This is a genomic window from Halomonas sp., from assembly GCF_052095765.1.
Classification (GTDB): Bacteria; Pseudomonadota; Gammaproteobacteria; order Pseudomonadales; family Halomonadaceae; genus Halomonas.
Map to the genome: position 1 here is coordinate 1 of NZ_JBQDJZ010000079.1, position 12,410 is coordinate 12,410.

The 12,410-nt window shown below is 57.9% G+C and carries 12 protein-coding genes; 5 read left to right on the plus strand and 7 right to left on the minus strand.

The window, feature by feature from the left end; all coding sequences use genetic code 11:
* Both ACTH3D_RS10305 and ACTH3D_RS10310 read right to left on the minus strand, forming a co-directional pair.
* A partial coding sequence (locus ACTH3D_RS10305) for a vWA domain-containing protein (protein WP_441666992.1) occupies nucleotides 1-878 on the minus strand: 878 nt, incomplete at its 3' end.
* Between the two features lie 29 nt (nucleotides 879-907).
* On the minus strand, nucleotides 908-1,894 hold the full coding sequence (locus tag ACTH3D_RS10310) for a hypothetical protein (RefSeq protein ID WP_441666993.1): 987 nt from the start codon (nucleotides 1,892-1,894) through the stop codon (nucleotides 908-910).
* A gap of 416 nt (nucleotides 1,895-2,310) precedes the next feature.
* Here ACTH3D_RS10310 and ACTH3D_RS10315 point away from each other — a divergent pair, with 416 nt between their 5' ends.
* Genes ACTH3D_RS10315 through ACTH3D_RS10325 form a run of 3 tightly spaced genes read left to right on the plus strand, consistent with a single transcriptional unit; the run spans nucleotide 2,311 to nucleotide 5,612 of the window.
* Nucleotides 2,311-2,709, plus strand: coding sequence for a molybdopterin-dependent oxidoreductase (locus ACTH3D_RS10315; RefSeq protein WP_441666994.1), 399 nt, complete (start codon nucleotides 2,311-2,313; stop codon nucleotides 2,707-2,709).
* Between the two features lie 18 nt (nucleotides 2,710-2,727).
* Entirely contained in the window at nucleotides 2,728-4,521 is a 1,794-nt protein-coding gene (locus tag ACTH3D_RS10320; RefSeq protein WP_441666995.1) for an ATP-binding protein, read from the plus strand.
* On the plus strand, nucleotides 4,518-5,612 hold the full coding sequence (locus ACTH3D_RS10325) for a response regulator (protein ID WP_441666996.1): 1,095 nt from the start codon (nucleotides 4,518-4,520) through the stop codon (nucleotides 5,610-5,612). The genes ACTH3D_RS10320 and ACTH3D_RS10325 overlap by 4 nt, the downstream gene beginning before the upstream one ends.
* 93 nt (nucleotides 5,613-5,705) lie before the next feature.
* Here the strand turns inward: ACTH3D_RS10325 and ACTH3D_RS10330 are convergent, their stop codons facing one another.
* From ACTH3D_RS10330 to ACTH3D_RS10340, 3 genes are all read right to left on the minus strand, one after another.
* On the minus strand, nucleotides 5,706-6,080 hold the full coding sequence (locus ACTH3D_RS10330; protein WP_441666997.1) for a DUF6746 family protein: 375 nt from the start codon (nucleotides 6,078-6,080) through the stop codon (nucleotides 5,706-5,708).
* A 126-nt stretch (nucleotides 6,081-6,206) separates the two neighbouring features.
* A complete protein-coding gene (locus ACTH3D_RS10335; protein WP_441666998.1) occupies nucleotides 6,207-7,430 on the minus strand; it encodes an acetate/propionate family kinase in 1,224 nt (407 codons plus the stop codon).
* A 1-nt stretch (nucleotide 7,431) separates the two neighbouring features.
* Nucleotides 7,432-8,853 (minus strand): bifunctional enoyl-CoA hydratase/phosphate acetyltransferase, encoded by a 1,422-nt coding sequence (locus tag ACTH3D_RS10340; protein ID WP_441666999.1) that lies wholly within the window; start codon nucleotides 8,851-8,853, stop codon nucleotides 7,432-7,434.
* Nucleotides 8,854-9,080: 227 nt separating this feature from the next.
* On the opposite strand from ACTH3D_RS10340, the gene ACTH3D_RS10345 reads away from it, so the two are divergent.
* Together ACTH3D_RS10345 and ACTH3D_RS10350 are read left to right on the plus strand one after the other, a co-directional pair.
* Nucleotides 9,081-9,341, plus strand: a complete 261-nt coding sequence (locus ACTH3D_RS10345) for a hypothetical protein (protein WP_441667000.1) — start codon at nucleotides 9,081-9,083, stop codon at nucleotides 9,339-9,341.
* A gap of 80 nt (nucleotides 9,342-9,421) precedes the next feature.
* The gene (locus ACTH3D_RS10350; protein WP_441667001.1) at nucleotides 9,422-9,865 is read left to right on the plus strand and encodes an OsmC family protein; all 444 of its coding nucleotides are present in this window, start codon (nucleotides 9,422-9,424) and stop codon (nucleotides 9,863-9,865) included.
* A gap of 102 nt (nucleotides 9,866-9,967) precedes the next feature.
* On the opposite strand, the gene ACTH3D_RS10355 is transcribed toward ACTH3D_RS10350, so the two are convergent.
* Both ACTH3D_RS10355 and ACTH3D_RS10360 read right to left on the minus strand, forming a co-directional pair.
* On the minus strand, nucleotides 9,968-11,014 hold the full coding sequence (locus ACTH3D_RS10355) for a C45 family autoproteolytic acyltransferase/hydolase (protein ID WP_441667002.1): 1,047 nt from the start codon (nucleotides 11,012-11,014) through the stop codon (nucleotides 9,968-9,970).
* A 33-nt stretch (nucleotides 11,015-11,047) separates the two neighbouring features.
* Nucleotides 11,048-12,304, minus strand: coding sequence for a dicarboxylate/amino acid:cation symporter (locus tag ACTH3D_RS10360; RefSeq protein ID WP_441667003.1), 1,257 nt, complete (start codon nucleotides 12,302-12,304; stop codon nucleotides 11,048-11,050).
* Nucleotides 12,305-12,410 lie beyond the last annotated feature (106 nt).

The window sequence follows — 12,410 nt, forward strand, 5'->3', positions numbered from 1 at the left end:
TCGCGCAGCACGTAGCGCACTTCATACAGGCCCGGCTCGGCGGGTGCGGTGAGCGACCCTTCGTTGTTGTCATGCACCAGGCTGCGGTTGCCGGTTTTGCCTTCTTTAGTGCCGGCCGGAACGATGGTGTAGTAGTCATTGCCGGCGACGGTATCGCTCCAACTGACAGGGAACGATGCGCCGGTGGTGACCTGTTCCGGTGCGCTGATGCTGAGTTCAGGCAGCTCAGGTTGTGGCTCCGGCTTGGGTTGCTCCATGACGCTTTGCACTTGGTCTAGAGCGGCGTGCAGCTCATCGGCATTGTTGGCGGGAACAAAGATGCCGCCGGTGTTATCAGCAATACATGCCAGGCTGGCATGGGCTGCGTCTTCAAGGTCGAAGCCGACAACGTGGGCAGTGAGCTTCACGCCCTGTTTGGCCAGCTGGTCAGATAGCGCGCAAGGGTCGGCGTTGCAGGTTTCCAGGCCGTCTGAAATCAGCACGATGGTGGCCTGGCTGTCGCGGTAAGAGAGCAGGTCAGCGGCGTGCTGCAACGAGGCAGAAATGGGCGTTTTGCCCTTGGGCTTGATGGCGTTGACAGTGTTGATAAAACTGGCTTTATCCAGTGGCCCGGGCTTAATCAGCGTTTCGATATCGCTGCAATCGCCTTGGCGGCGGTGGCCGTAGGCGACCAGGCCTAGATTGATGCTGTCATCCCACTCATTGATCAGGTCGGCCATCACATCCTGGGCGATCTCCATCTTGCTGACACCGTCAATCTGCCCCCACATCGAGCCAGAGGCGTCGTAGACGATGACCGCGTCATCCGCCGCTCCGGCGGTGCTGATGGTGCCGGCCGTAATGGCGATAGCGGCCAGTACCGATTTTGCGATTTTCATGGCGCTCTCCTGGAGTCTTAAATAGGTGGCTAGCTCTGGTTGCTCTGGTTAAAGTCCGTTGTTGCAGTGGCATCGCTGGCCCCAAATGCGCGCTCTTTCAGCTGGCGGAACTTGCCGGACATCTGCTCCAGCTTGGCTTCCCACTCCGGGTCGGGTTGCTGGTTTTCGATCGCCTTGAAGTAGACCTGCATCATGCAGGTGATGGCAAAGGGTTCCAGCAGGGCCGCCTTGACGCTCCAGGCAAACAGCAGGGCGAATACTAGGCCGCCCGCAGACCATGCGCCGGGTATCAGATAGACCAGCGCTGCTGCGGGCGCGAGCATCACCAGAAACACCAGAATACTGAGCCCATAGACGATTACGGCAAGCCAAGCGGCGTTTTTCAGCATTGTCTTGTAGTTCTGACCATACAATACCAGTGCTGTCTTGGCAGACATCCAGGCGTTGCTGGACTGGGTGCGAATGGCGTAGGCCAGGATCACTTCGTCGATGAAACCGACGGCAACGCGCAGAAAGGCTGAAAAAATGCCGGCCAGTTGTTGCACACCGGGAAGCGGCAGAACGGTAAGAATGCCGCGCATCAGGCCGGTGATGGTTTTAAGCACACCTTTGATCAGCTGGTCGACACCAAACAGCACACTGGCTTGGGGAAAGCGTTCTTTGACGACGGCGGTGGCGTGGCTGATCTGGTTACGCCCTTCTGGCATGGGGTTGCCGTCGATCAGCTCAATCAGTACGGCTATATGCCCCGCTTTCACGATGTACAGGATATACTCACGCATCCAGTACATGACGACACCAAACAGGCCAAAGCCGGCAAAGCCCCCCCAGAAGGTCGTGCCGGCCTGAAAGCTTTCATCACCAAAACCACCGATGCCATAGCCCACGCCCGCGCCAATGCCCGTGACAAGCACATAGCCAAGTGTGATGCCGAAATACACCGCCATACGCAAGAGGATGAATGGCAACGTGCGCATCATCAGGCTCAGTGAGCCACGTACACTAAAATTCCACATGAAATACTCCTGTGTATTCTTTTTTCATTAAAACCATTTTTTGGACTCACTGTTATTAACTCTGTTTTTCAAGAGCATGTTTCAGATACTGCACATGACGTTGACAGAGTTTGTCTTGCTTTCGCCCCGTTCGTTTGGAGGGGGAGTCGGGTTTCGTTGAGTCAGTGTCGGGTAAGCGGGGAAGGCCCATTAGCGAGTAGCTTGTTACACTCGCTTTACAATGCCTTTCTGATAAGTGTGAGCGTGATTGTAGGGGCGTAAGTGCTGCTGCAGCGCAAGGAGGACATATGCTGAGGCGGTTAGGGATAATCATAGGAACGCTAATGTTAGCAGGTATGTTGGTAGTGTCAGCGTTAACGGGTGCTCAAGCTCAAACCCAAACTCAATGTCAGGACTGCTCAGCGGAAGTCAGCTCGGTGCTGGAAGTGACGGGACAGATTGCCAACGCTCATGCTGCCTTCAGTCGGGAGGCGCTTGAGGCGCTGCCCCGGGTCGAGCTTGTGACTTCAACGGTGGTGACCGATGGTCGACACGTGTTCAGTGGTTTTCTGTTGCGCGATCTGCTGACGCAGCTGGATGCACAGGGTAGTCATGTGACGGCTATCGGACTGAACGACTATGTCGTGGATATCCCTATCGCAGACTTTCAGCGTTTTGATGTGATTATCGCTGACCGCATGGACGGTGAGCTTTTGAGTCGCGACAGGAAGGGGCCGTTGTGGATCGTCTACCCGCGTGATGATCATGAGGTGCTGCAGGATATCCGCTATGACTATCGCTGGGTGTGGCAGCTCTATCGGCTTGAAGTGAAATAGAGGTGCAATAAAGGTGCAATGAAAGGCGTTAATCATCGTATTTTTGGTGTAATTCTGCCGCTGGCTGTTGTTCCCGTCTTTGCGCTGTTGCTGACCTTTTCCCTGATTCGTATGTTTGATATCGAGAAAGACATGCGTACTGAGGCGGAGCAGAACATGCTGTGGGTGTTGCATCAAGCCGAGGTGGCAGCCTTACGCCTGGGTGAGACAGCGGCATTGGCCGCGTTAGGTGAGGCGCAGCAGAGCGAAGTTTCCCTGCGCTATGACATTCTGGCTAGCCGCATGGCGCTGTTGGGTGATGGGCCTCAGCGGCGTTTTATTGAACACATCGGTTTTGATAGCGGCTATGCCCGGCTGGCCCGCGCTCTTGATGGTATTGCTCCGCTTGTCGTTGACTTCACAGCGGCTGATAGCCAGCAACTACGCGAGCAGCTGGTGCCTTTTTCGCGTTTTTTTGGCCGCGCCGCCAATGCGGCAATGATTACTGAATGGGATGAACTGGGTGGGCGGCTGGAGTCGTATCGTCATCAACTGCGCCAGATTATCACCTTTCTGATCGGCATTATGGTAGCTGGCGCTATCCTGGCGGTTTCCCTGGCCGCAGCGCTTCGCCAGACGCGCCAGCGTAATCGAATGTTACGCCGTGAGCGAGATTTTTCGTCACTGCTGATTTCCTCAAGTGGTGAGGGCATTCTGGCGGTGGATCGTAACGGCCGTTGCACCCTTTGGAACAGCGCTATGGTCGGTATGCTGGGCAAGTCTGCCGAGCAGGCAGTGGGTCGCCCGCTGAAAAACGTGGCCGGTTTTTTCGATACGCACGCGTTGCGTCGCGGAGTAACGCGGGCGCTTGACGGTGAAATATCACAGTTGACGCTGCGACCGCTGTTTCAGCCGGACTGCGAGTCAGCCCGCTATGTCGATCTGCGTTTTTTCCCGATGCGTAATGAGGGCGTGGTGATGGGGGCCATTCTATTATTGCATGATGCAACTGACCGTCACGCTGCGCAGCAGAAGGATGCCAAGGATCGTGATCGCCTCGAAGAGTTGGTTGTCGAGCGCACGCGGGATTTGGACAGTGCTCTTCAGCGTGAAAAATCGGCCGCGGATCTGTATCGCAACTTTGCTGCCATGGTATCGCATCAGTTTCGCACCCCGCTGGCGGTGGCTGACTCTGCCTTGCAGCGCTTGATCCGGCGTGGTGCTCGTGCCGCTCCCGACGAGGTGGTTGAGCGTGCAAGTCGTGCCCGTGAGGCGGTCGCTGGGCTGACGCGGCTGGTGGAAAGTACTCTGGATGCTGCACGGCTGGATGCTGGTCAGGTAGGTGCGCGCCGGGTTGCCTGCCATCTGGGAGACCTTGTTGAAGCGGTCAGTGCCCGCCAGCGTGGCGCTATACCGGATCGCCAGATCAGGGTTCAGCACGCCGCAGATAATTCATGCAAAGCGTTGTGTGATCCTGCTCATGTGGAGCAGGTGTTGGAAAACCTGTTGTCCAATGCAGTGAAGTATTCGCCGCCTGAGATGCCTGTGACAGTAATTTTGGGGCAGGAGAAACAGGTTCTGCTGTGTGATGTGTACAGTGTTGGTGTTCAGATTGGCGAGCAGGATCAGGCCCACCTGTTTGAGCGCAACTATCGTGGTGCCAACAGCGTGGGTGTTGCCGGCACCGGCATCGGGCTGTTCATGGCGCGTACCCTGGCGAGGATGCAGGGAGGGGAGGTGAGCTTTCACTCGTACAGCGAGGGAGTGTTTTTTCGAGTGACACTGCCCTGTGCCGGCGATGAGCACTCATTCCATAGCGGGGACTTGCCATGAACATGACGGACAGTTTGATGGGCAACGTAACGCATCGTGCGCTGATTCTGGTGGTGGAAGATGAGGCTGCGCTGGCGCGTGACATTGTTGAAGAGCTGGAAGAGGCTGGCTATCGCACCCTAGCGGCCGCCGACGGCCGCCAGGCATTAGCGTTGCTGGTAGATGCCACGCCCGATCTGGTGCTGTGTGATATTTCCATGCCCGGTCTGAACGGTTATGCGCTGCTGGAAACATTTCGGAAGCAGCGTCCGGAGCTGGCGACAACGCCCTTCATCTTTTTGACAGCCCTGTCTGAGCCGAGTGATGTTATCGAAGGGAAGCTGTTGGGGGCAGACGATTACTTGGTCAAGCCGGTGGATTATGACCTGATGCTGGCGACCGTAGGAGCACATCTGCGTCAGGTTGAGCGGATTCGCCGCCGTCATGAAGACGAAATGGCGACTTTGCACACTGCGATCAGTGGACTGTCTGGCGACGGTGCAGAGCAGGCGCTGGACTTGATTGCATTAGGTATTGTGCTGATCGATGAACAGGGTCGCTGCGTGTATGCCAACCGTGCTGCCGATGAACTTGCTGTCAGTGGTGACATTATTCGCCTTGATACAGACAGGATAAGGGCGGTGGAGTCGCTGTCCGACAAGGCGCTGAAACGGGCGCTGGGTGAGACGCTGGAGGCAGTAAGTTCGGGTAAGGAAAAAGTGGTTGGCGTCATGTTGCAGCAGAGTCAAGGGGCACGCAGTATGTCGGCATTGGCCTGTGCGCTAGTGAATGCGGATGTGTTGCCAGACGAGGTAGCCAGGCAGTATCCGGGCCAGCCGGTAGTGGCTCTGTTCCTGTGCGCATCAGGCCAGCGTCGGCGTGCACCTGAAGCGTTGCTGGCGGGGCTGTTTGGTTTGACACCAACCGAAGCCAGGGTCGCCAGTGCGTTGGCCAACAGCGCTCGCACTACCGATGTGGCAGCAGAGCTCGGCGTCTCGCAAACCACTATCGCCTTCCATATGCGCAACCTGTTCCAGAAAACCGGCACGAACCGTCAGGCCGATCTTATCGCGCTGATCCTCGCAGGACCGATGATGATCCAATCGGAATAGCACGCCACCCATCAGTGCAGCACTGGGCTGGCTGATGAGTGGCGCGGTCTGTGGCCTGAAACCGGGCTCTGGGTAAGACGGGTCAGCCAATATTCACGGCACCAGCGTCTGGGCAGCTTCCAGATATACCATGCCATTTTCCTGCACGCGCTCGGGATCATTGGTTTCTGAACCCAAATGCACTTCTTCCAGCGTCACGGCCATGCTGTCGGTTTCCTCATTAATCTTTTCCAGTGCGTTTTCGATGGTGTAGGACAGCTCGTGTACCTTGGCGAGATCCTGCGGGGTCAGTTCGTCCTGGTCGAGCAGGTCGGCCAGTTGCTGATTGTAAGAAGAAAAGTTGGCGACCGCAGTTTTTAAGTCAGGCGCTGGTTCGCCCTTGAAATGAGAAGGGCGGTCGTCAGCTACAGCGGCGGTGGCGATCAGGCCGGAGCAGAAAGCGGTGAGCAGTAGTGTCTTGATATTCATTAGTGAGGCGTACCTTTCCGATAATGAGATTGATTGGCATTTGCAATGTTAAGCAGCCTCACTCTGCTTGGCAAGTGTCTTCGTGTCGATTTGCCGTTGATTTGATCCCGGTCAGTTTTTTGCGGTTTACAGCTGTGCGCTGTACCAAGCGATCATGCGTTCCTCATCGGTAGGGATTACCCATACGCCGACGCGGCTGTCGTCGCCTGAGATGCGCGGGCCGTGCTGGTCGTTGGCCTGGCTGCTCAGGGTGATGCCGAGCCATTCGCAGCCCTGGCAGACGCGCTGGCGCAATCGGGCGGAGTTCTCGCCGATACCGGCGGTAAATACCAAGTGGTCGAGTCCGCCGAGAGCGGCGGTGAGACTGCCGATCTCGCGTACGATACGGTAGGCATACAGGGCAATGGCCTGCGCTGCGCGAGGGTCGTCGCTGGTTTCCAATTCGTACATGTCGCTGCTGATGCCTGACATGCCAAGCAGGCCAGAACGCTTGTAGAGCAGGTCGGTCACCTCACCTAGCGGCATCTGGTATTGGTCGAGAAGATGCAGTATTAGACCCGGGTCGATGCTGCCACTGCGGGTACCCATGGGCAGACCTTCCAGCGCGGTAAGCCCGGTGGTGGCGGCCTGGCTCTGGCCGTCGGCAACAGCACACAGGCTGGCGCCGTTGCCCAGGTGGGCGATGATCACCCGACCGCTGGGCCTGTCACCTAGTGTTTTTGCCAGGCTGCGGTTGATGTAGTCGAACGAGAGACCGTGAAAGCCGTAGCGGATCAGCCCCTGGTCGGTCAGCTCCCGCGGGATGGCGAACTGGCGTGCTACATCCGGCATGCCGGCATGAAAAGCAGTGTCGAAACATGCTACCTGCTTGATGTTCGGATGGAGCGCTGCCAGTTGCCTGATAGGTTCGAGTCCGCCGGGTTGATGTAGCGGAGCCAGCGGTGTCAGGGCATCCAGCTCAGCGATGATGGCGTCGTTAAGAAGTACCGGGTCGTGGTGGCGGCGTCCGCCGTGCACGATCCGGTGGCCAACCACACTGATATCGTCGAGATCAGGCTGCTGGGTGATCCATTCGAGCAGCAGTGCCAGGGCTTGGCCGACGCTCAGCGGCCCATCCGGCAGCGGGGCGCTGGCGATTGGCTGGTTGTCGGTGTCGCGGATATTGATCTCGGGATGTAACCCCGGTGCATGGCCGAGCCCGCTGAGGCTGCCGCGAAAGCGCCGTACCAGAGCGCTATCCAGGTCGCTGGGGATGGCTCCCGGTGTGGTGTCGTGGTTGTCAATGTTGAGGCTGTAGAGGGCGAACTTCAGGCTTGATGAGCCGCTGTTAAGTACCAGGATGTCTCCCATCTCATACCTCCGGTGGCAGGGTGGAGCGCTGCTGGTATTGGACAAGCAGCAGGGCCAGGGCGCAGGAAGCCAGTCGGCTGATGACTTCGTCGGCGCGGCTGGTCAGCACGATAGGCACTCGGGCGCCAAGCACCAGGCCAGCGCCGGTGGCATCGGCCAGGTATTTGAGCTGTTTGATCAGCATGTTGGCGGACTCCAGGTCCGGAGCGACGAGGATATCGGCGCGGCCCGCAACCGGTGAGACGATGCCCTTGGTCTTGGCAGCAATCTCTGAAACGGCGTTATCGAAGGCCAGCGGGCCATCGAGAAGACCGCCGTGAATCTGGCCACGGTCGGCCATCTTGCAAAGTGCGGCGGCGTCTAGGGTGGAGGGCAGCCGCGGGTTGATGGTTTCTATGGCTGACAGCAGCGCAACCTTAGGAATGCCGATCTCCATGGCTTGGGCCAGCTCGATGGCGTTCTGGATGATGTCGCGCTTCTGCTCAAGGCTCGGGTGGATGTTGATGGCGGCATCGGTGATTAGCAGAGGCCGCGGGTAAGTCGGCACGTCGAAGGCCATCACGTGACTGATAAACCGCTCGGTGCGCAGGCCGCCGTCGCGCTTGAGCACTTCGTGCATCAGCTCATCGGTATGTAGAGAGCCCTTCATCAGCGCCTCGGCGCGGCCTTCATGAATCAGCTCGACGGCGCGACGGGCGGCGGCGTGACTGTGTGGCACGTCAATCACCTCATATTCGGTGATATCGATCTGTGCCTCTTCAGCGGCGGCCTGGATGCGCGCCACGGGGCCGATCAGCAACGGGATGATCAGGCTGTGTTTGGCGGCAGCAATGGCACCAAGTAAGGCGTCGTGGTCTACCGGATGCACCACGGCCATGCGCAGCGGTGCCGGCAGTTTGGCGGCATGGAGTATTTCATGCAGGCGGCCGCGCTCGGTCAGCCGCACCTGAGGCATGACAGTGCGTGGGCGGTGGACTTTTTCGCTGGGCGCAATCACCTGGGCTTCACCCTCGATGGCCAGCACTCCGTCCTGATTCTCGCAGCGACAGGCGAAGGTCAGTTGCTTGTGGCTTGGGTCACGGGCGATGACTTCGATCGTTACCTTGAGCTCATCACCAAGCGTCACCGGCGCATGGAAGCGCAGGCTCTGTTCAAGATAGAGGGTGCCGGGACCGGGCAGTTGAGTGCCCAGCACGGTGGATATCAGCGCTCCGCCCCACATGCCGTGGGCGACCACTTCGTGGAAACGCGAGCTGCGAGCGAAGTCATCATCGACGTGGGACGGATTGACGTCGCCGGACATGATCGCGAACAGCTTGATGTCGTCCATGGTCAGACGCTTGGTCAATGAGGCTTTATCGCCGATCTGAATTTCATCGAAGGTGCGATTCTCGATAGTTTGACTGTCGGGCCGGTCGTTCATGATGACTTCCTTGCATCGAGGTGTGATATCGGGTGCGTGACGCACAGCGCTTGCTGGCGGAGTTCATGATGCTGGAGATTGTGAACCAGTATGACGCCATGGGCGTCGTGTTTGCATGATGCTTAGGTGGTTAAAGGACAGAAAAGCGACTTGACAGGAATGGCTTTCTGTTCCAGATTGCATATGATAATCGTTCTCATTAATATCCATTGATCAGGAGATTCCTCATGCTGCATGCGCTCAAGACGGCATTTCACGACCCCATTCCTACGCAGGAAACTTATGATGTCAGTTCAGGATCGGTACGTATGGTGTGGGTGTGTCCATGCGGCGCTGAGGTTGCCGGAGATAGCCAGGATCAGGACCTTCTAATGCTGTGCCGCGAGGAAGCGATCCAGCGCCAGTTCCTGCGGACATCCGAGCAATACTTGAAGGGCGAAAACCAGAATATGCCGTTGCTGGGAGCCTGGCGGCGGAAACGTGGCTGAACTTGCCGCCGGTCAATATTTGGTCTGGTCCGAGGGTGTTATATTGTTCAGACCTATTCATATTCCCGGAGTGGCAATCGATGCAAGGTCTTCCTCATAACTATCTGGTGTCAGCTTCTGGTTCGTCACAGGGCGAGGTCACGGTCATCAGCGACGGGCTGCCGTCGATTTCTACCACTCCGCCGCCACAGTTTGGTGGGCCGGAAGGCTACTGGTCGCCCGAAACGCTGATGATGGCCGCCGTGGTTAACTGCTATGTGCTGTCTTTTCGTGCTGTGGCACGCGCTTCCAAGCTGGAGTGGAAGCATTTGAACTGTGATGTGGATGGCTTGCTGGACAAGGTTGACGGCGTGAGCTCCTTCACCAGGCTCGTCATTCGACCGCACCTGACCCTGGAAGACGAAGACCAGCGCCAGCGTGCCGAACGTTGCCTGGAGAAAGCGGGCTCGATCTGCCTGATCACCAATTCGATGAAAAGTGAGAAGGTCGTCGAGTCACAGATCGAAGTTGTTGCCAAAGGCTGATTTTTAGCAAAGTGTATGTGCTGGCTTTCGTGGGAGTCATGTTCACATGACGAAACCGCCGCATAGCGGCGGTAGGGTTCAATAGGCCGAGTGCATTCTGCCTCAAAGCCTGATTGTCAGACGCTCCTGTGGCTCGCAGGGCTTGCCATGATGGAGCGTCAGACGTCGTTCGGTTAGGTTCATTACCACGGCAAACAGGGTTTCCATGCGCTCTTCAGCCGGCTGGTAGGGATTGAAATGTCGACATAGCGACATGGGCTCACCGTCGTGGTCGCTGAGTATCTCGAACAGCTGTGCTTCGCTGGCGCCGTTCTGGGTAGACAGCTCTTCACTCAACAGCTGATTGAGGCGCTGCAGCCGTGGCTGCGAGTCGGGGCGGGGAAAATCGTCAATCTGGCAGGTGGCGGTTTGGGCATACAGATGGTTGGTATGCGTAACGATTCCTTCAAGGGGTTCGAGATGACCCGGTTTGCCGGGGTGGACTTCCATGCCTGCGGCCTGGCCATCGCCACTGGCGATCAGGAAGTGGGCGGAAGAGCACACGCGGTCCTCGTGGGTGACGTTCAGCGCGCTTGCCATGTCCGGGCTTTCAAGAATCTTGCGCAGGGCAATGTGAATTGGCAGGCCTTCGCCGCAGGTCTGGGAGCGGATGGCATTCAGGCAAACACCAATACCTGCTGCATTCATTCCGATCTTGGCCACCATGCCGGCTTCGCCGATGCTGATCAGCGGGGCGACGTCGTCGCCCTGGATATGCAGCGCGACCACGTTATGCAGCTGGTCCGAGCGCCAGTCCCAGTTCTGGGCCAGCCACTGGGTGCCGGCACGCTGCAGGGCGAAGGCGGAACAGCCACCGCTGGCGCGGGTCAGTGAAATCTCGCTGCGACAGTTGAGGGTAAGAATGTCGGCGGGCTCGACGCCGGCACCCTGGGCGATACCAGCCATCTCTTCGAGTATCTCGGGAAAGCCGCGCTCGATCATGGCGACGAAGCGCTCTGCTTCGCGGCGCGCTTCGGCCCAGCCGATACCGATAAAGTCCTGGAACAGCTGATCATAGACCACGATGCTGTGCTGGATCTTGTCGGCATGTGCTGTGCCGTGCTCAATACCGATGCGGGTCCGGTCGCCTTTCAACTCAGTCAACTGCATGACATCTGCCTCCTGGGTCTGGCGTATTAGGAGCTAGTTTTTCTGCCTGGCGTTGTAGATGTTTTCGTCCAGTTCCCCTTCGCTCTTGCCGACCAGCACGGTCACCATCAGGTCACCAGCGACGTTTACGCTGGTACGTGCCATGTCGAGAATCCGGTCCACACCGGCGACGACGGCAAGGGCTTCCAGTGGCAAGCCAATCTGGGTCAGCACGATCGATAGCATGATCAGGCCTGCACCCGGTACGCCGGCGGTGCCAATCGAGGCCAGGGTGCCGGTGAGGATAATCATGCCGTAATCCATCATGCTGAGTTCAAAGCCGATCAGCTGGGCAATGAACACCGCGACCACGCCCTGATAGATGGCAGTACCGTCCATGTTGATGGTGGCACCCACTGGCAGCACAAAACCGGAGACGCCCTCGGAGACGCCGAGATTTTTCTGTGCACAGCGCAGCGAGACGGGCAGGGTACCGGACGAGGAAGCAGACGAGTAGGCGACGACCAGAGCATCCAGGCTACCCTGCAGATAACGCACCGGGTTAAGACGACCCAGCATGGCCAGCAGCCCCGAATACACCACCAGCACCTGTACGACACTGGCCAGATACGCCACGCCAATCACCTTGGCCAGCGGCAGCAGCACTTCAAGCCCGTAGTTACCGGCCACAAAGGCAATCAGGCCGAACACGCCGAACGGAGCAAAGGCCATGACGATGCTGGTGAGTTTGTACATGGCTTCGGCAAAGCTTTCGAACACGCGCACCACCGGTTCGCCTTTCTCGCCAATCAGCATCAGCGAGATGCCAAGGCCAATGGCAAATACAATGATCTGCAGGATGTTACCGCTGGCCAGCGCATCAATCGGGTTCTGTGGTACCAGGTCAACGATGATCTGCACCAGGCTGGGGGCCTGTTGCGGTTCAACAGCGGAATCAAAGGACAGGTTCAGCCCTACACCAGGCTGGAAGATCAGTGAGGCAAGCAGGCCAATGGCTATGGCAAATGCTGTAGTGATCAAATAAAGGGCAATGGTGCGTGCGCCAATGCGCCCCATCTTCTGTGGGTCGCGCATGGCGGTGATGCCGACCACCAGGGTCGAGAACACCAGCGGCACGATCAGCATCTTGATGGCGCTGATGAAGATGTCACCCAGTGGTTTGAACACGCTGGCTTTTTCGCCCATCAACGCGCCGGCCAGCACGCCCAGAAAGAGGCCTGCCAGAATTTTCTGCCATAACGGAATGCGCTGCCAGAAATTACCATTGGGATGGGTTGAAGACTGACTCATGACTCGGCTCCTGTGTCCGGGCTCTTATTGCTGTTCTTATTGGCATCTTTCGGTGACTGCTCCCCGCCCTATTGGGCGAGGCTTCCCACTTCAACGGCTGCTACCG